At 73.0% G+C, this 22,790-nt stretch carries 18 protein-coding genes; 13 read left to right on the plus strand and 5 right to left on the minus strand.

The genetic code is table 11. From position 1 onward, the window contains the following. Positions 1-96: 96 nt before the first annotated feature. From BCD49_RS29280 to BCD49_RS29290, 3 genes are all read right to left on the minus strand, one after another. On the minus strand, positions 97-1,386 hold the full coding sequence (locus BCD49_RS29280) for an MFS transporter (protein ID WP_007519415.1): 1,290 nt from the start codon (positions 1,384-1,386) through the stop codon (positions 97-99). 102 nt (positions 1,387-1,488) lie between these two features. Continuing rightward, positions 1,489-1,959 (minus strand): bacterioferritin, encoded by a 471-nt coding sequence (bfr, locus tag BCD49_RS29285; protein WP_027140483.1) that lies wholly within the window; start codon positions 1,957-1,959, stop codon positions 1,489-1,491. A 304-nt stretch (positions 1,960-2,263) separates the two neighbouring features. After that, the gene (locus BCD49_RS29290; protein WP_007519411.1) at positions 2,264-3,193 is read right to left on the minus strand and encodes a proline dehydrogenase family protein; all 930 of its coding nucleotides are present in this window, start codon (positions 3,191-3,193) and stop codon (positions 2,264-2,266) included. A 224-nt stretch (positions 3,194-3,417) separates the two neighbouring features. Here BCD49_RS29290 and BCD49_RS29295 point away from each other — a divergent pair, with 224 nt between their 5' ends. From BCD49_RS29295 to BCD49_RS29330, 8 genes are all read left to right on the plus strand, one after another. Beyond that, the gene (locus BCD49_RS29295) at positions 3,418-3,921 is read left to right on the plus strand and encodes a hypothetical protein (protein ID WP_007519410.1); all 504 of its coding nucleotides are present in this window, start codon (positions 3,418-3,420) and stop codon (positions 3,919-3,921) included. Between the two features lie 155 nt (positions 3,922-4,076). After that, positions 4,077-5,060, plus strand: coding sequence for a MurR/RpiR family transcriptional regulator (locus BCD49_RS29300; RefSeq protein WP_071042131.1), 984 nt, complete (start codon positions 4,077-4,079; stop codon positions 5,058-5,060). A gap of 274 nt (positions 5,061-5,334) precedes the next feature. Beyond that, positions 5,335-6,501: an ABC transporter ATP-binding protein gene (locus BCD49_RS29305; RefSeq protein WP_007515455.1), complete on the plus strand. Its 1,167-nt coding sequence runs from the start codon at positions 5,335-5,337 to the stop codon at positions 6,499-6,501. Positions 6,502-6,668: 167 nt separating this feature from the next. Continuing rightward, on the plus strand, positions 6,669-8,051 hold the full coding sequence (locus BCD49_RS29310; RefSeq protein ID WP_007515456.1) for an ABC transporter substrate-binding protein: 1,383 nt from the start codon (positions 6,669-6,671) through the stop codon (positions 8,049-8,051). Between the two features lie 127 nt (positions 8,052-8,178). Then, positions 8,179-9,081, plus strand: coding sequence for a tyrosine-protein phosphatase (locus BCD49_RS29315; RefSeq protein WP_071042132.1), 903 nt, complete (start codon positions 8,179-8,181; stop codon positions 9,079-9,081). 83 nt (positions 9,082-9,164) lie between these two features. Further along, a complete protein-coding gene (locus BCD49_RS29320) occupies positions 9,165-10,070 on the plus strand; it encodes a metallophosphoesterase (RefSeq protein WP_007515458.1) in 906 nt (301 codons plus the stop codon). A 6-nt stretch (positions 10,071-10,076) separates the two neighbouring features. Continuing rightward, a complete protein-coding gene (locus BCD49_RS29325; protein ID WP_007515459.1) occupies positions 10,077-11,039 on the plus strand; it encodes a carbohydrate ABC transporter permease in 963 nt (320 codons plus the stop codon). Positions 11,040-11,106: 67 nt separating this feature from the next. After that, positions 11,107-11,997, plus strand: a complete 891-nt coding sequence (locus BCD49_RS29330) for a carbohydrate ABC transporter permease (protein WP_007515460.1) — start codon at positions 11,107-11,109, stop codon at positions 11,995-11,997. 55 nt (positions 11,998-12,052) lie between these two features. Here BCD49_RS29330 and BCD49_RS29335 read toward each other — a convergent pair whose 3' ends face one another. Next, entirely contained in the window at positions 12,053-12,577 is a 525-nt protein-coding gene (locus BCD49_RS29335) for a hypothetical protein (protein ID WP_007515461.1), read from the minus strand. Between the two features lie 226 nt (positions 12,578-12,803). Next, positions 12,804-13,298: a DoxX family protein gene (locus BCD49_RS29340; RefSeq protein ID WP_007515462.1), complete on the minus strand. Its 495-nt coding sequence runs from the start codon at positions 13,296-13,298 to the stop codon at positions 12,804-12,806. Positions 13,299-13,938: 640 nt separating this feature from the next. On the opposite strand from BCD49_RS29340, the gene BCD49_RS29345 reads away from it, so the two are divergent. The 5 genes from BCD49_RS29345 (at position 13,939) to cydD (ending at position 22,702) form a co-directional block, all read left to right on the plus strand. Further along, a complete protein-coding gene (locus BCD49_RS29345; protein ID WP_027140482.1) occupies positions 13,939-15,288 on the plus strand; it encodes an ATP-dependent 6-phosphofructokinase in 1,350 nt (449 codons plus the stop codon). Between the two features lie 68 nt (positions 15,289-15,356). Beyond that, the gene (locus BCD49_RS29350; RefSeq protein ID WP_007515464.1) at positions 15,357-16,019 is read left to right on the plus strand and encodes a DsbA family oxidoreductase; all 663 of its coding nucleotides are present in this window, start codon (positions 15,357-15,359) and stop codon (positions 16,017-16,019) included. A 283-nt stretch (positions 16,020-16,302) separates the two neighbouring features. Next, a complete protein-coding gene (locus BCD49_RS29355; RefSeq protein WP_007515467.1) occupies positions 16,303-17,874 on the plus strand; it encodes a cytochrome ubiquinol oxidase subunit I in 1,572 nt (523 codons plus the stop codon). 32 nt (positions 17,875-17,906) lie between these two features. Next, on the plus strand, positions 17,907-19,040 hold the full coding sequence (gene cydB, locus BCD49_RS29360; protein WP_007515468.1) for a cytochrome d ubiquinol oxidase subunit II: 1,134 nt from the start codon (positions 17,907-17,909) through the stop codon (positions 19,038-19,040). Next, positions 19,037-22,702 (plus strand): thiol reductant ABC exporter subunit CydD, encoded by a 3,666-nt coding sequence (gene cydD, locus BCD49_RS29365; protein ID WP_007515469.1) that lies wholly within the window; start codon positions 19,037-19,039, stop codon positions 22,700-22,702. Before cydB ends, cydD begins: the two co-directional genes overlap by 4 nt. The last annotated feature ends 88 nt before the right edge of the window (positions 22,703-22,790 follow it).

Here is a 22,790-nt window from a genome sequence, read left to right on the forward strand (position 1 = left end):
CCTCACCATAGCGGCCAAACCGGCGGTCCGTTAGTCAGTCGCGACGACGCGAACATGAAGGTCAGCCGGCGTGTTTCATAACAACCCCCCCACAAGTCAGCGCAGGAGAAGCTGGCGCACGGCCTCGGCGGGCGGCCGGCGCTCCAGGATGGGGCGCAGGGCGAACGCGGCCGCGACGGGGGCGATCGCGACCAGCAGGAACGCGCGTGACCAGCCGGTCCCCGTGACGAGCAGGCCCACGAGCGGCGGGGTCGCCGCGGCGGCGACGAAGTTCATCGTGTTCTCCGCGGCCATCGCGGTCGCCGCCCGGCCGGGTGGCGCGAGCTCGCCGGCCGCGGTGAACGCCAGCCCGTTCCAGCAGACCGTCACGGCCGCGGCCAGCACCAGGACCACCGCGAGCAGGCCCACCGGCGCGGCGGCCGTCGCCACGGCGGCGGCGACCATCCCGGCCGCGGCGGCGACGGCGAGCACCCGCAGCGGGCGCAGCCGGGCTCCCACCCGGTCGCTCCAGGCGCCGACCAGGATGCGCGCGAGCGCGCCCGCCGCCTGCGCGACGGTCAGCACGACGGCCGCGCGCTGGGCGCTCATCCCACGGCCGTCGTGCAGCACCTCCACCAGAAACGCGACCATCGTGAACTGCGGCACGACCAGCAGCCCCGCGGCGACGCTCAGCCGCCATAGCCGCCGGTCACGCAGCACGTCCCGGGTCGAGGCCGGCCGGTCTCCCGCGAGGCCCGGTTCCGCGTGCGCCGCGGGCTGAGCGGGCCCCGAGAACCCCGCCGCCACAGGTCGGGGGGCGTCCGCGCGCAGAGCCGGCGGTGGCTCACGGATGAACGCGAGCACCGCGATGCCCGCCGCCAGGCAACAGGCGGCGAGGGCGTAGAAGGCGGCGGCGACGCCGAACCGGTCGGTCACCGCCGGCAGCCCGGCGGCGGCGAGCCCCGAGCCGGCCGGCACCGCGCACTGGCGGATCCCCATCGCGACACCGCGGCGCGCGCCGGGGAACCAGGTCAGCACGGCCCGGCCGCTCGCGGTCGTGACGCTCGCGCCGGCCGCCCCGGCCAGCGCCAGCAGCACCGCCCGGGTGGCGAGGCCGTGGCCGAGCCCGGCGCCGAACAGGCACACCGCCGCTCCGGCGAGCCCGGCCGTCATCGCAGGGCACTCGCCGTACCGGTCGACCAGCGGCCCCCAGGCGAGCAGCGTCAGCAGGATGCCGGCCGTCGGGCAGGCCAGCAGCAGCCCCAGCCCCCCGAGCGTCAGCCCGTGCTCGGCCCGCAGCGCCGGCCCGATCCCGGCGAGCCCCTGGAAGTACGCGCTGGTCGTCGCCTGCGCCACGGTCCCGACCGCCAGCACCACCCAGCGGTAGCCCGCGCCCCTAGTTCCCATATTTTGATACTAGAGTCCCACATAGTGAGACAGGCGACGGGTCGACGACACCCCCGAACGGCGCGAGACGGCGCCGGGCGGGGCAGGACCGCCGTTCGGCGCTCAGTCGCGGATCTGCTGCGCCAGGTAGTTCTCGGTTCCGATCTGGTCGATCAGGTCGTGCTGCGCGTCGAGCCAGTCGATGTGCTCCTCCTCGTCGTGCAGGATCCGCTCGAGCAGCAGCGCGGAGCCGATGTCGCCACGCTCTCGACACAGGGCGATGCCAGGTCGCAGCACGTCGACCGACCGCTCCTCGTGCTTGCGGTCGAGACTGAGCTGCTCGGGCACGTTCTCGCCGATGGCCAGCGTGTGCAGCCGCTGGAGGTTGGGGTGCCCGCCGAGGTAAAGCACCCGCTCGATGAGCTCGTCGGCGTGCTTCATCTCGTCGATCGACTCGTGGTAGGAATGCTCAGAAAGCCGCTTGTACCCCCAGTTACGCTGCATACGCGAATGCAGGAAGTATTGGTTCACCGCCGTCAGCTCATCGGTGAGCACCGCGTTCAACAGCTCGATGATCTCCGCGTCCCCGCGCATGGTCATGCACCTTCCGCCATTACCTCGCCGTCGCGGGCGGGTGGGTCATCCGAGGGCGGAGCAATTCCGCGACCACAATCCGTGACCAGCGAGGACGACGCGCGACCGCCTCCAGTTCCACCCACGAACAGCAAACCACAGAAATGAGACGGGTGGTACGGGAGGGGGATTACACTCGCCAGGCTGGTATTGTTCAGGTCAGCCTAACCTTCGCGCAGGTGAACCTCACCTGTAGGAGAATTCAGCGCCGCCCGAACGGCACGGCCGTTCACCGTCCAACCCGGCGCCGACACCTCGGGCCGCGTCAGGAGCGGGTACGCAGGGCACGCAGGAAAAGGGCCAGGTTGGCGGGGCGTTCAGCCATCCGGCGAAGCAGATACGGGTACCAGTCGGGGCCGTAGGGCAGGTAGACCCGCACCCGGGCGCCGAGGCTCGCGAGCCTGAGCTGCTCGTGCGGCCGTACGCCGTGCAGCAGCTGGTACTCGAAGCCGTCCCGGTCGCGGCCGCGCGTCTCGGCGAGCCGGCCGGCGAGCGCCAGCAGCCGCGGGTCATGGGTGGCGACCATCGGGTAGCCGTCGCCGGCCATCAGGATGCCGAGGCACCTGGCATAGGACGCGTCGACGTCGGCGCGGCGGGTGAAGGCGACGTCGCCCGGCGCCCGGTAGGCGCCCTTGCACAGCCGCACCCGCGCGCCGGCGCGGCCCAGCCGACGGCAGTCGTCCTCGGCGCGGCGCAGGTAGGCCTGCAGCACCGCCCCGGTGGTCGGGAAGTCGCGGCGCAGGTCGGCGAGCACCGCCAGGCCCGCGTCCACGCTGGTGTGGTCCTCGGCGTCGACGGTCACCGTGGCGCCGACGGCTCCCGCGCGGGCGCAGATCTCCGCGGCGTTCTCGTAGCAGATCTTCAGTCCGCCGTAGGGCACCAGCCGGCCCAGCGCGGACAGCTTCACCGAGACGTCCAGCCCGGCGGCGAGCCCCACGTCCTCGGCGAGGTCGAGCAGCGCGAGGTACCCGTCGGTCGCCTCCCGCGCGCTGGCGAGGTCGACGCCGCTCTCCCCGAGCCGGTCGACGGTGGCGGCGATCCCGTCGGCGGCGAGCCCACGGACCACCTCGAGGGCGTCGGCGGGCCGCTCACCGGCGACGAACCGGTCGACGACGCGGCGCGTCGGCCGGGTGGCGACCACGAGGTCCCGCGCTCTGGGGCTACGGGACGTGGCGAGCAGCATCCGACGGATCATCCGGCGCCTCCTCGCGGTCGTGGCGCGGTCGCGCCGCACCGGCGCGGCGCCGTCACTGACGGTGCCCCCACCGACACGACTTCAGCCTCGGCCACCCCACCGGCCCTGTCCATTCGGCGCCTGCCGCGGTCGGCGCCGGTGCGGGACACCGGGACCACGCCAAGATCCCGACATGCCGCCGAACGGCCGGCGGATACACCCGCGCGGTCACTACGTTGCTTTCCGTGAAAGAGCGGACACCTCATCCACGGCACCGGCGGCTTGGCCGCCGGATTGCCGCCCTCGCCACGGCCACGGCCGCCGCCGCGTCCTGCGGCGCGGTCCTCGGCCAGGTCACCCCCGCCGCCGCCGGCGGCGACCCGACCCGCGACTGCCCACCCGGCGCCCGGGTCAACATCCCGTCCAACCACGACTACCCGGTCTCTGCGACGCAGCTCGTCGGCGGCTACTACGCCCAGGCCGGCGTGTTCTGGCCGCCGACGACGGCCGCCGTCTGCAAGGTCGGGCCGGACATACGCCAACCACTGATCAGGGTCGGCAAGGGCGGCTGCGACACCGACGCCCTGGCGTTCCTGATCCCCGACGACTCCCCCGTCGAGTACACGGACGTCACGCCGCCCACCTGGGGCACCTTCCTGCCCGCCGGCTGGTACTACCTCGGCGAGCCGACCACCCCGGGCTGGTCCACCGTCTGCTGGTACACGCTCAAGCCGAAGGTAGCGGCGTAGCCCAGCCGAGCCGGATCGCCGCCCTGGTCCCCGGTTCCGCCCCGAGCCGTGCAGGAGGACGACCAACCAGGCGCCGGACGTCTCCCGACATCCGTGCGCAGCATGCCTGTTACGAGTTCGCCCGAACGGTGCGCGCGTCGGGTAAGAACGGACGCATGGTCAGCCCATCGCCGCCGCGCACCGGCAGCCTGTTCGCCGGCATCCGGGCGGCACTGCCGACGCTCATCCCGAGCGAGCGGCGCGTCGCCGAGGTGTGCCTGCTGCGCTCGGAAGACGTGGTCGAGTGGTCGGCCGCGCAACTGGCGGCGGCGGCCGACGTGTCGGCGGCGACCGTGGTGCGAGCCTGCCAGTCGATGGGCTTCCGCGGCTTCCAACAGCTGCGGGTGGCGTTCGCCAGGGAGGCCGGTGTCTTCGCCCGCGACGCCGAGGCCGCGGGCGCCGGCGCCGCGACGGGGGCTGGCGCGCCAGGCGGCGGGCGCCGCGGCCTGCGCGAGCCGCGCGCCGGCGACCCGCCGGAGCTGATCGTCGACGCGGTCTTCCAGGCGGCCGCCTCCGTGCTCGCGGACGCGTTGGCCGGCCTCGACCGGGCCCAGCTCGCCACCGCGGTCGACCTGCTCGTCGGCGCGCGCCGGCTGCTCCTCGTCGGCAACGGCGGATCGTCGCCGGTCGCCCAGGACGCGGCGCTGCGGTTCCTCGCGGCCGGCCGGCCGGTCGAGGCACCGGCGGACGCGCTCGTACAGCAGCTGGCGGCGAACGGGCTGTCCGCCGGTGACCTCTGCCTGCTGGTCACCGGCAGCGGCGTGAACGACCTGACGATCCGGGTGGCCGAGATCGCGCGCGGCCGCGGCGCGTCGGTCGTCGCCATCACCAGCTACGCCGGCGGCCCGCTGCCTGCACTCGCCGACGCGCTCCTCGTCGTGGGCTCGCCGCACTGGCCGCTGGGCAGCGACACGATCGGCAGCCGAGTGCCGTCGCTGCTGCTGATCACCGCGCTGCAGCAGGCGGTCATGCTGCGCGGCGAGGACGCGGCGGGCACGTCGCTCGCGCGCCAGCTCGAGCAGCAACGGGACCTGCTCGACAGCATGATCGTCAGCCCGGACCGGGCGGACCGAGCGGACCGGGCGGCGCCCGCGCCGTGAGACGGCGCTCACAGACGCGCCATCTGCGGATTCCCGCGCCCCGTTGGCGTGGACAGCGTTGCCCTAGCCGTCCGCGCGGCTTCGTTGCGAGTACCTGGACCGTTCACCTGGATCTCGGACCCTGAGCTTGTAACAGCGATCCATAAATTTCCGATCTATGGAACGTTCGTACATAGCCAGGGATCTCCGCCAGTTCCGCCGACGGGCACGGGCCGCGTCCCAGCGCCGTTCGCACGGATCCGGCAGGGGTGCCACGTCACACGGGAGCACGGTTGTGGCAAGGATCCGAATCGAGGGCCTGGGCAAGGTGTTCGGCGCCACCCGCGCGGTGGACGACGTCTCCCTCGACGTCGCCGACGGTGACTTCCTCGTCCTGCTCGGCCCGAGCGGCTGCGGCAAGACGACCCTGCTGCGCATGATCGCCGGCCTGATCCAGCCGAGCACCGGGCGGATCCTCGTCGAGGACCGCGACATCACCTACCTGCCGCCGCGCGAACGTGACGTGGCGATGGTGTTCCAGAGCTACGCCCTGTACCCGCACCTGAGCGTGGAGCGCAACATCGGTTTCCCGCTGCGCGCCGCCCGCCGCTCGAAGGCCGAGATCGCGGCCCGGGTACGCGAGGTGGCCGCCCAGCTGGAGCTCGACGGGCTGCTCGGCCGCCGCCCGCGCGAGCTCTCCGGCGGGCAGCGCCAGCGGGTGGCGCTCGGCCGGGCGCTGGTCCGCGACCCGCGCGCGTTCCTGATGGACGAGCCGCTGTCGAACCTGGACGCCAAGCTGCGCACGGCCACCCGCACCGAGCTCACCGCCCTGCACCGCAGGCTCGGCTCGACGTTCATCTACGTCACGCACGACCAGGTCGAGGCGATGACGATGGCGACGAGGATCGCGCTGCTCGACGGCGGCAGCCTCGAGCAGGTCGGCACGCCAACCGAGGTCTACGACCAGCCGGCGTCGGTGTTCGTCGCCGGCTTCCTCGGCGCGCCGCCGATGAACCTGCTGCCGGCGACGGTGGCCGGTCGCGACGGCCAGGTCGTCCTCACCGCGGATGGCATCGACATCTCACTGTGGCCGGGCGGGGCCGACCCGACCGAGGTCACCCTCGGCATCCGGCCGGAGCATCTGCGGGTACTGCCGGCCGGCGCTCCGGCACCCGCGGGCCGCGGGCGGCTGGCCGGAGCGGTGACCGGCGTCGAGAACCTCGGCAGCGAGGAGGTCGGCTGGCTCGCCATCGGCACCGGCGGCGGCACGGCGAGCGCCGCGGTCGCGGTACGCGGGCCGCGACCGCTCGGCCTCACGATCGGCGACCGGGTCACCCTGACCGTCGCCCCCGAGCACCTCCACCTGTTCAGCCGGGACTCCGGCCGCCGGCTCGCCTGGCAGCCGGACGCGAAGGTGCCGCGCCCGGCCCGACCGGTCGAGCTGACCACCAGCGGCGCCTGACGCCGACTCAGACACCCGACACCCGACACCGTCTCCGGAGCCTGACGCCCGCCGGCTCCCGTCCCGCATCCCACACACACCGGCGGCCCGCCCCTGGGCCGCGCGGCTCCCAGGCGTGCCCGCGGTCCACCGGGCACGCGCGCAACGCTCAAGTTAGGAGCCCTGACGTGGCACGTCCACGCCTCGGGCGCGCGGCCGTCGGCCTCGCGCTGCTCTCGACGCTGGTGGCGGCATGCGCCACCGGCGGATCGAGCTCCCCGGCGCCCGCCGGCGCCTCGTCGGCCGCCGCGGCGACGATCCCCGAGCTGAAGCCCGACCAGAAGGTGACGATCACCTTCGAGAGCTACAACCTCGCGAACACCGGCACCTGGAAGCCCGTCATCGAGGGGCTTCTCGCGGACTTCGCGAAGGAGCACCCGAACATCACGGTCAAGGCGCAGCCACCGCAGAGCACGACCGCGGGCGACTTCGTCGGCTCCATCAAGACCCAGGCGCTGGCCGGCAGCCCGCCGGACGTCGCCCAGATCACCTTCAACGCGCTCGACTTCGCCGCGACGGCGCTGTCGGCCAAGCCGCTCGACGCCCTCGTCGGCAAGGACGCCGTGACGGCCAACTTCGCCGGGACGCACCCGTTCGCCCCGGCCGCCACGACGCTCGGCGACCTGGGCGGCCACACCTACGCACTGCCGTACGTGTTCTCCACGCCGGTGTTGTGGATCAACTCGACGCTGTTCAAGGCGGCCGGTCTCGACCCGGCGAACCCGCCGAAGACCTGGGACGAGGTCAAGGCGGCGGCGCTGGCCATCAAGCAGAAGGCCGGCAAGGACGGCGTCTATCTCGACTGCACCACCAAGGGGTCGGGTGACTGGTGCTTCCAGAGCCTGGTCCGCTCCAACGGCGGCCAGGTCGTCTCGACCGACCGCAAGTCGCTGACCTTCGCGGACGAGCCCGCCGTCGGCGCGGTGTCGATGGCCGCGGACCTGTACAAGTCCGGCGCCTCCCCGAACTTCTCCCAGGCCCAGGCCATGGACGCCTTCACCAAGGGCAATCTCGGCATGATGCTGGAGACGTCCGCCCTGCAGGGTGCCTTCATAGCCGGCGCGCAGTCCGGTGGCTGGGAGCTCTCCGCCGCCGCCGAGCCAGGCTTCGGCGCGAAGCCGGCCGTCCCGACGAACTCCGGCTCCGGCCTGTCGATCTTCTCGAACGACCCGGCCAAGCAGCGCGCCGGCTGGGAGCTGATCAAGTACCTGACCAGCGACCACGCCTACACCGAGATCTCCTCGAAGATCGGCTATCTGCCGCTGCGGACGAGCCTGGTCGACGACGCGGCCTTCCTGAAGCCGTGGGCCGACCAGCACCCGCTGATCAGGCCGAACCTCGACCAGCTGACCAGGCTGCAGCCATGGGTGTCGTTCCCGGGCAACGGATACCAGCAGATCACCGACCTGATGATGTCCGCCGCCGAGAGCGCGATCTACCAGGGCAAGGACCCGCGGACGGCGATGACCGCCGCGCAGAAGCAGGCGACCGACCTGCTGCCGAAGACCTGACCTGCCTCCACCTGCCCAGCCACCCACCACCGGCCGGCCACCCGCCCCTCGGGTGGCCGGCGCCGGCGGCTGACTTCTACGAAACAGCGACCGCTCGCCAGCGCGAGCCTCTGGAACGCTGAGGACCATGAATCTCGAACTTGACGTGACCCCCGATCTCGGCAACCCGGCGGACGCCGACCGGGTGCTCGGATTGCCCGGGGCGCTGAACCTGCGCGACGTGGGCGGCTACCCGGCCGCGGGCGGGCGCCGGGTCCGGCGCCGCACGCTGCTGCGCTCGGCCGCGATGCACGGCCTCGGCGACGAGGCCCGCGCGGTGCTCGCCCAGATCCCGGTACGCACGGTCGTCGACCTGCGCGAGGACACGGAGGTCGCGCACGAGCCGAACGCCCTCGGCCGGCTGCCGATCACCACGATCCGGATGCCGCTGTACTCCAGCGGCTCGCCGCTGCCGTCCGTGGCGACGACCGACACCGCCACGGATGYGGCGACGGGCGAGGCGGGCGAGAACGCGCCGGGCACGGGCGCGGCGGCGGCCGAGGGGGTGCGGGCCGCGCAGGCGGCCGGCCTGGAGATGGACCTCGCCGCTATCTACGACTTCATCCTCGACAACAAGGGCGACCGGCTCACCGCGGTCGTGCTGGCACTGGCCGAGCCGGGCGCGCTGCCGGCGATCGTGCACTGCAGCGCCGGCAAGGACCGGACCGGTCTGACGATCATGCTGGTGCTGGACCTGCTCGGCGTCCCCGACGAGGTGATCGTCCGCGACTACGCGCTCACCGCCGAGCTGCTGCACGACGAGGCGATCGCCGCGCTGCGCCGGCTCACCGCGGTCACCAGCGGCGGCGGGGACGCACGCCGGCTGCCGGCGGGCCTGATGGCGGCCCCGCCCGAGCTGATCCGCGCGGCGCTGGAGCGTGTCCGGGCGGCCCACGGCGGTGCCCGCGGCTACCTGCTCGCCCATGGCGCGACGGCCGAGCGGCTCGACGCGCTAACCGAGGCCCTGCTCGTCGCCGACGACCTTTCCTAGAGGGCCAAAGGGGGCGCGAAAATGCTCTTCCTTCGCGCACCCGGCGGCCTATGTCTCCTAGCAACAGAAACGCGGAGCCCACCATGCGCCTCATCACCGACGCCCCGTCCCCGACCCACACCGTCATCCAGTTCTCGGACACCCACATCGTCCCGGAGGGCGAGCTCTACCACGGGATGTTCGACACCCTGCCCAACGTCGCCGCCGCCTTCGACCAGATCGAGGAGTCCGGCCTCGACGTCGCGGCGCTGCTGCTGACCGGCGACCTGGCCGACGCCGGCGACCTGGCCTCCTACCGGCGGCTGCGCGCCTACGTCGAGAAGCGCGCGGGCAGGCTCGGCCTGCCCGTGCTCTACCTGATGGGCAACCACGACAACCGCGGGCCGTTCCGCGAGGGCCTGCTCGACGCCGAGCCGACGACCGAGCCGTACGACCACGTCCACTGGGCCGGCGACCTGCGCATCATCGCGCTCGACTCGACCGAGCCGGGCGAGGCCCTCGGCGAGCTCACCGACGCCCAGCTGGACTGGCTCGCCGCCGAACTCGCCACCCCGGCGCCGGCCGGCACGATCCTCGCGCTGCACCACCCGCCGGTGCCGTCGCCGATCGCGATGCTGAACTCGATGGTGCTGGCCGAGCCGGAGCGGCTCGCCAAGGTCATCGCGGGCACCGACGTGCGGATCGTCCTGTGCGGGCATGCGCACCATGCCACGGCCGGGGTGCTCGGCGGCGTGCCCGTCCTGGTCGCGGGCGCCGTCTCCTACTCGGCGCGCGCGCTCGGCCCGGCCGGCGGCTACGCCGGCGTGACCGGCGGCCTGTTCACCCGGGTCGACGTCTACCCCGGCCAGGCCGTCGCCACGGTCATCCCGGTGACGGTCGGCGACAAGATCTACGAGCTGACGCCGGAGACGCTGGCCCGCTTCGCCGACGAGTTCAACGCCGAGGCGGACACCGCGGCGCGTGACCTCGAGAAGCTCACCGAGGTATAGGCGCCGATGTTCGTCGAGCTCGCCGCCCCCGCGACGCTCGCCGGCGAGGGCCGGGCCGCCGTCCAGGCGGCCCGGCCGGCGCTGGCCCGGCGCCTGCTCGCGGCCACCCCGCCCTACCTGTACCTGCTGCCCGCGCTCGCCTGCCTGGTGCTCTGGACGTACAAGCCACTCGTCGAGGCCGTGCAGCTGTCCTTCTACGACTGGAACCTGCTGCCGACGTCGCCGATGACCTACGTCGGCCTCGACAAGTACCGCCAGGTGTTCACGCAGGCGGGCCTGCGGCACGCCGCCGTCAACACCGTGATCTACATCGTCTGCCTGCTGCCGTTCTCGGTGGTGCTGCCGACCGCCGTCGCACTGGTCACGCGCCGGCTCGGCGGGCGCTCGCGCGACGCTTACCGGGCACTCGTGTTCACGCCGATGCTGGTCGCGCCCGTCGCGGCGGCGGCGGTGTGGCGCTGGCTGCTCGACCCGACCGGCCTGTCCAACCAGGCGCTCGGCTGGTTCGGCATGGCGCCGCACAACTGGCTGCGCGAGGAGTCGACCGCGCTGCCGGCCATCCTCGCGATCACCGCGTGGTCGATGTGCGGCTTCGCCGTGCTCGTCGTCTCGGCGGGCCTGACCGGGATCAGCGCCGACTACGCCGAGGCCGCCGCGATCGACGGGGCGACCGGCTGGCAGATCCTGCGCTGGGTCACGCTGCCGCTGCTGCGTTCGACGCTGTTGTTCCTGGTGCTGATGACCGTGCTGCTCTCCGGGCAGTGGACGTTCCCGCTGCTGGACTCCCTCACCCAGGGCGGCCCGGCGGAAAGCTCGACGAACGTCTACTACCTGCTCTGGGAGCTGGGCTTCCGCAACTTCGACTCCGGCCTCGCGTCGGCCGCCGGGATCGTGTTCTTCGTCGTCTTCGGCCTCATCGCCGCCGGGCTGGTGGCGCTCGCCGACCGTTTCAGCTTCCACGACAACTGACGACCGACCGACGACGACGACCGACGACGACCGACCGATGATCGACGACTGCGAGGAGCGCGCGACGATGAGCCTCATCTCGGCCGAGGCTGGCGACACCGGCACCGCGACGTGGGGTGGGCCGCCCGCCGGCGCGCCGCCCAGGCCACGGTGGGCCTGGGCGGCGACGGCCGGCCGGCACGCGGTGATGGTCGCGCTGAGCCTGGTCAGCATCGTCCCGATCTACTGGATGTACGCCGGGTCGGTCCGTCGGCCCGGCGACATCCTCAGCCAGAACCCGCTGCCGTGGCCGTTGTCGGCGCGCAACTACACCTACGTACTGGACACGCTCGACGTCCCGGTGCTGCTGGCCAACACGCTGGTCATCGCGGTCGGGTCGACCGTCGGCCAGCTACTCGTCTGCCTGCTGGCCGCCTACGCGTTCGCGGCCTGGGACTTCCGTGGCAGGAACGTTCTCTTCCTGCTGTTCGTCGCCACCTGGCTGGTCCCGTTCCAGGTGACGATGATCTCCAACTACCTGGTGCTCAACAAGCTGGGCCTGTTGAACACCCTGGCGGGCGTCATCGTGCCGAGCCTGTGCTCGGCCCTGGCTGTGCTGATGCTGCGCCAGCACATGCAGGCTTTCCCGCGCGAGCTGCTCGACGCCTCCCGCATCGACGGGCGGGGATCCTGGACGACCTTGTGGACGGTCGTCGTCCCCAACATGCGCCCGGTGCTCGCGTCGCTGGGGATCCTGCTGTTCATCAGCGCCTGGAACGAGTACTTCTGGCCGGCGCTGGTGCTGCAGCGGGCGAACTCGGTGATCCAGCTCGGGATCCGCGGCTACCTGACCCAGGAGGGCAACGACTGGGGCGCCATCATGGCCGCCTCGGGCCTCGCCTGCCTGCCGATCTTCGCCCTCTACGTGGTGCTGCAGCGCCAGGTCATCGACGCCTTCGTCCGCTCGGGCCTGCGCTGAGGCCGGGGTGGGCAGGGCGCCGAGCACCTGCCCACCCCGGCGGCCGTCGGCGGCGTCAGGCGGACGCGAGAAGCGCGCGGACGGCCTTCGAACGACGGGATCCCGCCACGAGGTCCACGAGGCCGCGGATGGCCTCGCCGATCTCGGAGTACATGCGGGTGCCCTCCAGCGCGTGCGGGCCGCCGGCCGGAAGGACGCCATTGGCGCCCAGCACCTCGATGGCGAGGCGGGTGGCGGCCGGGTCCGGCCCGGCCATCTCGGGGAACGGGCGACTGAAGGCGACGGCGTGCTTCTGGCCGCCCGGGAGCCGCAGGTGGGCGATCATCCGGCCGGACCACCACGGCCAGCTGACGGCGGTGCCCTGCCGGGGCGCGCGGAACAGCTCGCCGCGCGGGGACGCGAACGCGACGTCGGTCGCCGAGACCGCGAAGACGCCCCACTCGTAGGCGTTGCCGCGGCCCTTCACCCACACCGCCGCCGGGCCACGCCAGCCGGGAAACAGCGCCACCTGACCGGTAGGCGTCGCGACGATGACACTGTCCTTGGACAGACTGACAATGGACGAGGCGGTCGCGCTCATTCTTCCTCCCGCTGGCCGGACGGCGGACGGGAATGATTCGGCCGCCTTCTCCGTCGAAGACATCGTTGTTTCCGGGTCGATGCTACGGAGCGATTCGGCCGGCGGTACGGCGGTTTGTTGTCGGACCTCGGACACGACGCGGCGACAATGCCATCGCCCGGTCGTCGGAAACGTTCCAGGACGGCCCTGGGGCGTTTCGCCCGGTTTCGAGACGAACCGGGCGCCGTCAGCCGCGGATGATCAGGACGACGGCGGCGAGGACGAGACCGAGAACGATCGCGGCGGCGCCGACGGGCCAGCGGGGCTCGCGCAGCCCGCCGAGGTAGTCGTCGATCGAGTAGCGGCCGGGGCCGGTCAGCGCGAGGGACGCGCCGGTCATGGCGAGAAGGACCTCGTACTCGATGCCGTCCGATCCGTACAGGCTGCCGTGCCAGACGGCCGCCATCGCATTGATCATGGTGCCGAGGATGGCGGCGCCGGCGAGCGGGGTGAGGAACCCCAGCGCGAGGCCCGCCCCACCCAGGGCCTCGGTCAGCCCGGCGACGACCGCGCACACCCGGGCCGCCGGGTAGCCGAGCCTGCCGAACGACGCCGCGGTGGCGTCCAGGCCGCCACCCCCGAACCACCCGAACAGCTTCTGGGTGCCGTGACCGAACATGATCACGCCGATGGTGACGCGGAGCAGGAGCAGGCCGACGTCGCGCCCGGACGTCGCCGGCATCGCTCGTAGCCCTGGCCACGCCCCTACCGGGCGCTCCCCCGCGGCCGGCCTGGCCCGCGCCGCCGGGGTGGGCCGACGATCGTCACCCGACGTGGTCACCAATGCCTCCATGGACCAGAACCGCTCCGCGCTCTACGGCCAACACCATCACAGCATGCATCTAAACCATCACGGGAAGCATGCTCGCCGGACACCACCACCCCGTGAAGGTGACCCCGGAGAACCTTCACCGTCGTCACGGCTCCCATTGCCCCATTCCMACCGCCACCCACTCCGGCAACCGGAGGTCGCGAATACCGCCATTCGTTACCGCGCCATGTCCAGCCGATCTCGCGCATCACTTTCCCTAACGGTCGGCGCCCCGGCCGTCGTGTTCTCGGCGCAGTCGGACGACGCCAGACGGTGACGCTGTGTGGCCGTTCACGCGGGGTTCCCGGTGCGCTCCGGCAGGGGCCGGTTGGCGGTGCGGTGAGGCGGTAGGCTCGGAGAAAGTCCTGGAACAGCCGAGGATCTCCGAACAGCCAGGTCCACGACCGCCAGGATGACGATTAGCGGGATCACGGTCATCAGATCGGCCAGGAGTTGGCCCGGACGCACCGGGCGGAGCAGGCGAGGAGAGGTCCGGGGCACGGTGGCTACGCTGGGCGATCCACTGACCGTCGATCACGAGGCGCTGGCGGTCCGAACGCTCGGGCCGTGCCGGGTGACCTCCCCGTTGCTCCCATTGCTTGGTGAACGGCCGACGACGGAGCACTACATCGACGAGGCGGACAAGGTCCTCTTCGACGACACATTGGCCATGGTGTCGGCACGAAAAGTGCCGATCGGGGAACTACCCAGCTTCGAAGCCGCCGGGCCGCGCCGGAAGATTTACTTCGACCCCGCGAAGACACGCGTGGGCATCGTCACGTGCGGCGGCCTGTGCCCGGGTCTCAACAACGTCATCCGCGGCGTGGTGACCGAGCTCACGACGCATTACGGCGTGACCCGCATCTTCGGTTTCCGCAACGGTTACCAGGGATTCATCGCCAGGTACGGGCACGACGTCCTCGACCTCACCCCGGAGAAGGTCGCGACCATCGGCGAGGACGGCGGCACGATTCTCGGCACCTCCCGCGGCCAGCAGGACCCGGAGGAGATCGTCGACTGCCTTTCCCGCATGAACATCAACATCCTGTTCGTCATCGGCGGTGACGGGACGCTGCGCGGTGCCGGCGAGATCGCCCGGGTGGCGGCCGAGCGCGGTGAGAAGATCGCCGTCGTCGGCATCCCGAAGACCATCGACAACGACATACCGTTCATCGACCAGAGCTTCGGTTTCCAGACCGCGTTCGCGAAGGCGTCCGAGTCGATCGCCGCGGCCCACGCGGAGGCGACCAGCGCGCCAGGCGGGATCGGGCTGGTCCGAATGATGGGCCGCCATTCCGGGTTCATCGCCTGCTACGCGTCACTGGCGAAGTCCGACGCCGACGTGGTGCTCATTCCCGAGGTCCCCTTCGCCCTCGACGGCGAGGGTGGGCTGCTGAGCTACCTGCGCCGGCGGATGGAGGACACCGGCCACGCGGTCGTCGTGGCCGCCGAGGGCGCCGGCCAGGACCTGTCCGCCGCGGACAACGGCGGCCACCTCACCGGCACCGACGCGTCGGGCAACAGGAAGCTGCACGACATCGGCCAGTTCCTCAACCACCGGATCACCGACTACTTCGCGTCCGCCGGCGTCGAGATCAACCTGAAATACATCGATCCGAGCTACGTGATCCGCAGCGTGCCCGCGAACCCGTACGACAGCGTGTACTGCATCCGGCTGGCGCACGCCGCCGTACACGCCGCGATGGCGGGCCGCACCGAGATGGTGGTCGGCCGCTGGCGGCGCCGGTTCATCCACATCCCGATCCCGCTGGCGATCGGTCACCGCAACCAGGTCGACCCGTCCGGCGACCTGTGGATGTCCGTGCTGGAGGCCACCGGCCAGCCGCCCCGCTTCCACTAGCCGCCAGTAACGTCGGGCGTCGCGAGGCCTGGCCGGCCTCGGGCTTCGGGTGAGGACAGGGAGAGGCCATGCTGGAGATCGACATCTGGTCGGACGTCGCGTGCCCGTTCTGCTACATCGGCAAGCGGTCCTTCGAGGCGGCGCTGGCCACCTTCGAGCACGCCGACGAGGTCGAGGTCCGCTGGCACAGCTTCGAGCTCGACCCGGACGCGCCCACCACCCCGCCCGGCAGCATCAACGAGCTCCTCTCCGCCAAGTACGGCGTCTCCGTCGAGCAGGCGGTGGCGATGAACGAGCGCGTCTCGGCGATGGGCGCGGCCGTCGGCCTGACCTTCGACTTCGCCGCCCTCAAGCCCACCAACACCTTCGCGGCGCACCGCGTCCTGCGGTACGCCGCGACGGAGGACCTGCAGGCCGCCGCCGCCGAGGAGCTGTTCGCCGCCTACTTCACCCGGGGCGCGAACCTGGCCGACCCCGACATGCTCGCCGACACGGTCGCCGTCCTCGGCCTCGACCGCGCCCGCGTCCGCGCGGTAGCCGCGGGCGGCGAGTTCGCCGACGAGGTCCGCGCCGACGAGGCACACGCCCGCCGGCTCGGCATCGGCGGCGTGCCCTACTTCCTCGTCCAGTCCAGGTACGCCGTCAGCGGCGCCCAGCCCCGCGAGACCTTCGAGAAGGCCCTCGCCAAGGCCTGGGACCTCGTCGCCGCCGAGGCCGCCACCGCCTCATAGCCGCCTCCCGGCGCTCGCCAAGGTCTCGACACCACCCCGGCCCCGCCGCCTGTGCCGAGGTCTGCCCGGCCGCCGCCGGCGTGGCCGACGTCACGGCCGCGTGCCCGGCGGTCGCCGCCGGGCGTTTCCGCTGGTAGACAGCGCGGACCGGTACCGGCCGGGTAGCGCGTGCGCGACCTTCGGGGCGTCGGATAGGGCCGAACGGACCGGCCGCACGGCGCGCGGGTGCCGGCAGTCTGGCGCTCGGCGGCTCACCGGGGCGGCCGGGCCCCGGAGGTGGCGGATGAGCGGCGAGACGATCGCGCGCTGGCAGTTCGGCATCACGACCGTCTACCACTTCTTGTTCGTGCCGCTGACGATCGGGCTTTCCCTGACAGTCGCGTCGATGCAGACGGTCTGGGTGCGTACCCGGAACCCGGACTGGCTCCGGCTGACCAGGTTCTGGGGAAAGCTGATGCTCATCAACTTCGCGATGGGCGTCGTCACCGGCATCGTGCAGGAGTTCCAGTTCGGGATGAACTGGTCGGACTACTCACGTTTCGTCGGCGACGTGTTCGGCGCGCCGCTGGCGATGGAGGCGCTGGTCGCGTTCTTCCTGGAATCCACGTTCCTCGGGCTGTGGATCTTCGGTTGGGACCGGCTTCCTCGCCGGGTGCACCTGGCGACGATCTGGCTGGCCGCCGGCGGCACGGTCATCAGCGCCTACTTCATCCTGGCCGCGAACTCGTGGATGCAGCACCCGGTCGGCTACCGGATCAACCCGGACACCGGCCGCGCGGAGCTGACCTCCATCTGGAAGGTGCTGACGAACTCCACGCAGCTGGTCACCTTCCCGCATGTGCTGGCCGCCTCGCTGGTGACGGCCGGGGCGGTGCTGATGGGGCTGTCGGCCTGGCACCTGCGCCGCGGCCACCAGGTCGAGCTGCACCGCAAGGTCGCGAGGCTCGCGGTCGGCGTCACGATCGTCGCGTCGCTGGCGACCATGGGCTTCGGCCATCTGCAGGCGCAGGTGATGACCAAGCAGCAGCCGATGAAGATGGCCTCGGCCGAGGCGCTGTGGACCACCGAGACGAACGCGCCGTTCTCCCTGTTCGCCTACGGCGACGTGAACGACGGCCAGAACAAGATCGACATCAAGGTCCCTGGCCTGCTGTCGTTCCTGGCGACGAACTCGCCGAACGGCGAGGTGCGCGGCGTCACGGACGTCGCCGCCCAGGAGCAGGACAAGTACGGCCCTGGTGACTACACGCCCGTCATGGGCGTCACCTACTGGACCTTCCGGCTGATGATGGGCTTCGGTGGGCTTTCGCTGCTGCTGGCCGCCGCCTTCGGCTACTGGTTGCGCCGCACCAGGAGGCCCGCCGCCGCACCGACCGCGGTCACGGCCGCGACGGCCGCGACGGCCGAGGCCACCGAGACCGCCGAGACCGCGTCGCCCCCGGCCAGGCCGCCGGCCGGCGAGGAGCCCTCGCGGTGGTCGCGGCTGCTGCTCCTGGGGGTCGTCTGGGGCACGGCCCTGCCCTACCTCGCCAACTCCGCCGGCTGGATCTTCACCGAGATGGGCCGGCAGCCCTGGCTGGTCTTCGGCCTGCTGCGCACCGCCGACGGGGTCTCGCCCGGGGTGTCGACCGCGATGGCGCTGGTCACGGTGATCGGGTTCACCGCCCTGTACGGCGCGCTCGCGGTCGTGGCGCTGCGGCTGTTCCTGCGGCACGGGCGGGCGGACATCCCCGAGCTGCCGAGACGAGGCGGGCCGGCCGACGGCACCGACACCGGCTCCGGCTCCGGCTCGGACGGCGTCGATCGCGGCGACGCGGACGACGACCTCGACCGGCTTCCCGCGCTCGCCTACTGAGCCCCGTCGACGACTGACAAAGGAGACGTCCGGTGCTTCCCGACTTCTGGTTCGCGCTCGTCGCGGTGCTGTGGACGGGCTTCTTCGTCCTCGAGGGCTTCGACTTCGGAGTTGCCGCGCTGCTGCCGTTTCTCGGCCGCAACCGGCCCGCACCTGATCCGGCGCGCGCGGCGGACGCGGACTCGGACCGGGGGCACTCCCCGGCCGCGACCGCGCCGGCGGAACGAGACCGCCGCGCCGTGCTCGGCACCATCGGGCCCGTCTGGGACGGCAACGAGGTCTGGCTGCTCACCGCGGGCGGCGCGATGTTCGCCGCGTTCCCCGAGTGGTACGCGAGCGTGTTCAGCGGGTTCTACCTGGCGCTGTTCCTGGTGCTCGCGGCGCTGATCGTGCGCGGGGTGGCGCTGGAGTACCGCGGCAAGGCGGCGACGGACGCCGGCCGGGCCTGGTGCGACCGCGGCATCGTGCTCGGCGGGCTGCTGCCACCGCTGCTGTTTGGGGTCGCGTTCGCCAACATCGTGCGCGGGGTGAAGATGACGCCCGACCACGAGGTGACGTCGAACCTGCTGGACCTGCTCAACCCGTACGGCCTGCTCGGCGGCGTCACGGTGCTGCTGCTGTGCCTGCTGCACGGCGCCGTGTTCGTGACGCTGAAGACGGCGGGTGACGTGCGCGAACGGGCCCGCGCCGCCGCGAGCGCCCTGTTCGCGCCGACCGCCGCCGCGCTGTTCGCCTACCTCACCTGGACGGTCGCGCTGCGCGGCGATGTCGCGGTCGACGTCGTCGCCGCGGCGGCCTTCGCCGCCCTGCTGTCCGCGGTCGGGGCCCACCGGGCCGGGCGGGACGGGTGGGCGTTCGCCGCCACGGCCGCGACGCTCGCGGGCCTGGTCGCCACCTGGTTCGTGGCGATCGCGCCGGAGGTGCTGCCGAAGCTCGGCGGCGGGCCAGGGCTGACGATCCACGAGGCCGCGTCCTCGCCGTACACGCTGAAGCTGATGACGGTGGTCGCGCTGGTCGCCACTCCGGTGGTGCTGGCCTACCAGGCCTGGTCGTACTGGGTGTTCCGCCGCCGTCTGTTCGGCGCGGACGGCCCGACCGGCCACGCGCGGGAATCCCAGCCCGCCGCGCCCGACCAGGAGCCCACGACCACGACCACGTCGTCATGAAGCCGGTCGACCCGCGCCTGGCGCGCGCCGTGCCGCGCCTGCGCGGGTACCTCGGCCGGCTCGCCCTGCTCACCACGGCCTCGGCCGGTCTGCTGGTCGTCCAGGCCACGCTCCTCGTCGACGTCGTCGTGCGTGGCTGTTCGGGCCGCGTCGGGCCCGGCGAGCTGGCCGGGACGCTCGGCGCGTTCGTCTGCGTGGTCGCCGCGCGGGCCGGTGTCGGCTGGCTCGTCGCCCGCGACGGCGAGCGGACGGCGCCACGCGTGATCGCCGACCTGCGGGCGCGGGCGCTGGGGGCCGCGGTCGCGAGCGCCGAGTCCGGGGCGGCCGCGCCGAGCGCCGGGCGGATCGCGCTCGTCACCGGCGCCGGCCTGGACGGCCTGGAGACCTACCTGACCCGCTTCCTGCCAGCGCTGGTCACCGTGATCGTGATCCCACCGGTCGTCCTGGCGGTGCTCGCCCACACGGACCTGACGAGCGCGGTGATACTCGGCGTGACGCTGCCGTTGGTCCCGGTCTTCATGGTGCTGGTGGGGCTCGCGACCCGGGCGCGCACCGAGCAGCGGCTGGCTGTGCTCACCCGGCTGTCACACCACTTCCTCGACGTCGTCAGCGGTCTGGCCACGCTGCGGGTGTTTGGCCGGGCCCGCGCGCAGGTCGAGACGATCCGCCGGGTCAGCGAGGCCTACCGAGTCCAGACGATGGCCTCCCTGCGGCTGGCGTTCGCGTCGTCGCTGGTCATGGAGCTGCTGGCGACGCTGTCGGTGGCGCTGGTCGCCGTCTCGGTGGGGCTGCGGCTGGTCGACGGCTCCGTTTGCTTCTCGGCGGCGTTGCTCGTCCTCGTGCTCGCCCCCGAGGTGCACGCGCCGCTGCGCCAGGTCGGCGCCCAGTTCCACGCCACCATGACCGGTCTGACCGCGGCGTGCGCGGCGCTGGACCTGGTCGACGCCGCGCCGCCGGTGCCCGAGCCCGCCCTCGGCGCCGGCCAGCCCTCAGGAGAGGACGCGGCCAGCCCGGTGGAGGTGCGGCTGGCCGACGTCGAGCTGCGCAGGCCGGGTCTGCCCGAGCCGACCCTGCAAGGGGTCACGCTGACGCTGCGGCCCGGGGAGATCACCGCGCTCGTCGGGCCGAGCGGGGCGGGCAAGAGCAGCCTGGTCGACATCCTGCGCGGCGGCGTGCGGCCGTCCGCCGGACAGGTGCTCGTCGACGGCGTCGACGTCGCGACCCTGGCGCCGGCCGCGTGGCGCGACCGGGTCGCCTGGCTCCCCCAGCGTCCGCACGCGCTCGCCGCGGGTGCGCCTGATCTGCTCGCGGACGGCCGCACGGCCACGGTGGCCGACGAGGTCGCGCTGGGCCTGCCACGGTGGGCGGGCCGCCCGGCGCCGGCCGCGGCCGGGATGGACGCCGCGGTGACGGCGGCGGTCGCCGCGGCGGGCGCGCCGGACGCGGACAAGCCACTGGGCGAGGACGGCCGCGCGCTGTCGGCCGGCGAGCTGCGGCGGGTGGCGCTCGCTCGGACGTTGGCCAGGCGGGCGCCGCTGATACTGCTCGACGAGCCGAGCGAGAGCGTCGACTCCCTGACCGAGGCGCACGTCGCCGCGGCGGTCGCAGCTCTACGCGGCCACGCGACGGTGCTCGTCGTCGCCCACTCGTCCGCCCTCGTCCAGGCCGCCGACCGGGTGATCACTCTGGACGCGGGCCGGGTCGTCGCCGACGAGTCCCGCCTCGTCGGCCGCCACACGCCGCCAGGTCCCGCCACTGCGTCCTCCCCCCGCCCCCACCAGCGCGGCTCTGTGGCGGATCGGCGAGTCCATGGGCCCAACCATCTGCCACGCTTCGCCGTCGCCGCGCGAACTGTGGCAGATGAACGTGCCTATGGACTCGCCAGCCCGCCACGCTTCGTCCCAGACAGGCACGTGCTGCGTGTCGCGCTGGCCGGGAGTCTCTCCCCGCGGGGGTGGGCCCGGCTGGGCCTCGGCGTCGCGGCCGGGACCGGGGCCGTGCTGGCCGGGTTCGGGCTGACCGGGACGGCGGCCTGGCTGATCAGCCGGGCGTCGGCGCATCCGCCGGTGCTGACGCTGATGGTCGCGGCGGTCGCCGTCCGGGCGTTCGGCCTCGGGCGGCCGGTGCTGCGCTACGCCGAGCGGCTGCTCACCCACGACGCGGCGTTGCGAGGCCTGGCGGGGCTGCGCGCCGAGGCGTTCCGCCGCCTCGCGGGCCTCTCCCCCGCGGCGCTCGCCGGCCGACGCCGCGGCGATCTGCTGCGCGGCTTCACCGCGGACGTCGACGGACTAGCCGAGGCCCTCCCCCGCGCGTTCACGCCCCTCGCGGTCGCCGCACTCACCGCGGTCGCGGCGACGACCGCGTTCACGGTCATGACGCCGTCGGCCGGTCCGCTGGTCGCCGCCGGCCTGCTCCTCACGGCCGCCGCCGCGGCCGCGGGTACGGCGGCGGCACGCGCGGGACGGCACGCGGCCAGCCGGGAGCGAGCCTGCCGCGACGCTGCCGTGGTGGCGCTCGCGGAGCGGCTCGACGAGGCCGTGGCCTTCGGCGTCGCGGCGGCGCGTCTCGAGGCTCTGCGCCGGCGCGACGCCGACCTGGTCCGGCTGATCACGGCCCGCCGCCGCTCGGCCGCGTGGGCGGGCCCGGCTCAGGCGCTGGTCGCCGGCCTGTGCACCGCCGCGATCGCGGCCGTCGGCGCCGCCGCCGTCCACCACCGCGCGCTGGGCTGGGAGCTGTTCGCCGTGCTGGTGCTGCTCACCCCAGCCGTCTTCGAGCCGGTCGCCGGCCTCGGCGACGCCCTGGCCGCGGCCGGCGACGCCCGCGACGCCGCCACCCGCCTGGCCGACGTTCTGCCCGTGGAGGTTGACAGGGGCGCGTCCATGGACACGGGCGCGGGTGGAGGGCCGGTCTCCGGGGTTCCTCACGGGCCGCTCGCCGTGCGGCTGATCGGGGTGCGCGCCGGCTACCCGGGAACGCCGGCGGCGTGCGTGCTGGACGGCGTGGACCTGGAGGTCCCGGCGGGTGCGCGGATCGCGCTCACCGGCGCCAGCGGCGCCGGCAAGAGCACGGTCGCGTCTCTGCTCACCGGCCTGGCCGAGCCCGCGGCGGGCCACGTCGAGCTCGGCGGCGTCGGCCGGTGGGTCGACCTGCGAGACGTGCCCGAGGAGCGCCTGCGCGGCGCCGTCGTCGCGCTCACCCAGGACGCGCATGTCTTCGATGCCACGATCCGGGAGAACCTCCGGCTCGCGCGGCCGGAGGCGAGCGACGCGGAGCTGATGGCCATGCTTGGCCGGGTCGGACTCGCCGACTGGCTGGCGGCCCTGCCCCGTGGACTGGACACCCGTGTCGGCCCCGATGGGGCCTGTATCTCCGGCGGCCAGCGCCAGCGTCTCCTGCTCGCCCGCGTCCTGCTCACCGACGCCCGGATCCTGGTGATCGACGAGCCGACGGCCCATCTGGACGCCGCCACCGAACGGCAGATCGTCGACCTTCTGTTCACCCTGCCCGCCGACCGCACGGTCGTGGTCATCACCCATCGGTCCGCCGGCCTCGACCGGATGGACGCCGTCTACCAGGTCTCGGATAGGCGCGTGTCGCGCGTCGAGCGCCCCTGTTCGGCGACCGCGGCCGGCATCGGCTCCAGGGCCCTCGTCATGGGTTAGAAGAGTGCGCCCTGGACGCCTGCGTGGTGGCTGAAAACGTTCACGGCCAGCGCGGGTGATCCGCTGACCGAGCGCGAACCGTCCGCCC

The sequence above is a fragment of the Pseudofrankia sp. EUN1h genome (assembly GCF_001854645.1).
Classification (GTDB): Bacteria; Actinomycetota; Actinomycetes; order Frankiales; family Frankiaceae; genus Pseudofrankia; species Pseudofrankia saprophytica.

Excerpts from the sequence above, each read along its gene's own strand:
- BCD49_RS29350 (WP_007515464.1), top strand. The coding sequence starts at position 15,357 with ATGCTGGAGATCGACATCTGGTCGGACGTCGCGTGCCCGTTCTGCTAC.
- BCD49_RS29335 (WP_007515461.1), bottom strand. The coding sequence starts at position 12,577 with ATGAGCGCGACCGCCTCGTCCATTGTCAGTCTGTCCAAGGACAGTGTC.
- bfr (WP_027140483.1), bottom strand. The coding sequence starts at position 1,959 with ATGCGCGGGGACGCGGAGATCATCGAGCTGTTGAACGCGGTGCTCACC.
- BCD49_RS29325 (WP_007515459.1), top strand. The coding sequence starts at position 10,077 with ATGTTCGTCGAGCTCGCCGCCCCCGCGACGCTCGCCGGCGAGGGCCGG.
- BCD49_RS29330 (WP_007515460.1), top strand. The coding sequence starts at position 11,107 with ATGAGCCTCATCTCGGCCGAGGCTGGCGACACCGGCACCGCGACGTGG.
- BCD49_RS29355 (WP_007515467.1), top strand. The coding sequence starts at position 16,303 with ATGAGCGGCGAGACGATCGCGCGCTGGCAGTTCGGCATCACGACCGTC.
- BCD49_RS29280 (WP_007519415.1), bottom strand. The coding sequence starts at position 1,386 with ATGGGAACTAGGGGCGCGGGCTACCGCTGGGTGGTGCTGGCGGTCGGG.
- BCD49_RS29300 (WP_071042131.1), top strand. The coding sequence starts at position 4,077 with ATGGTCAGCCCATCGCCGCCGCGCACCGGCAGCCTGTTCGCCGGCATC.
- BCD49_RS29320 (WP_007515458.1), top strand. The coding sequence starts at position 9,165 with ATGCGCCTCATCACCGACGCCCCGTCCCCGACCCACACCGTCATCCAG.
- BCD49_RS29340 (WP_007515462.1), bottom strand. The coding sequence starts at position 13,298 with ATGCCGGCGACGTCCGGGCGCGACGTCGGCCTGCTCCTGCTCCGCGTC.
- BCD49_RS29290 (WP_007519411.1), bottom strand. The coding sequence starts at position 3,193 with ATGATCCGTCGGATGCTGCTCGCCACGTCCCGTAGCCCCAGAGCGCGG.
- cydD (WP_007515469.1), top strand. The coding sequence starts at position 19,037 with ATGAAGCCGGTCGACCCGCGCCTGGCGCGCGCCGTGCCGCGCCTGCGC.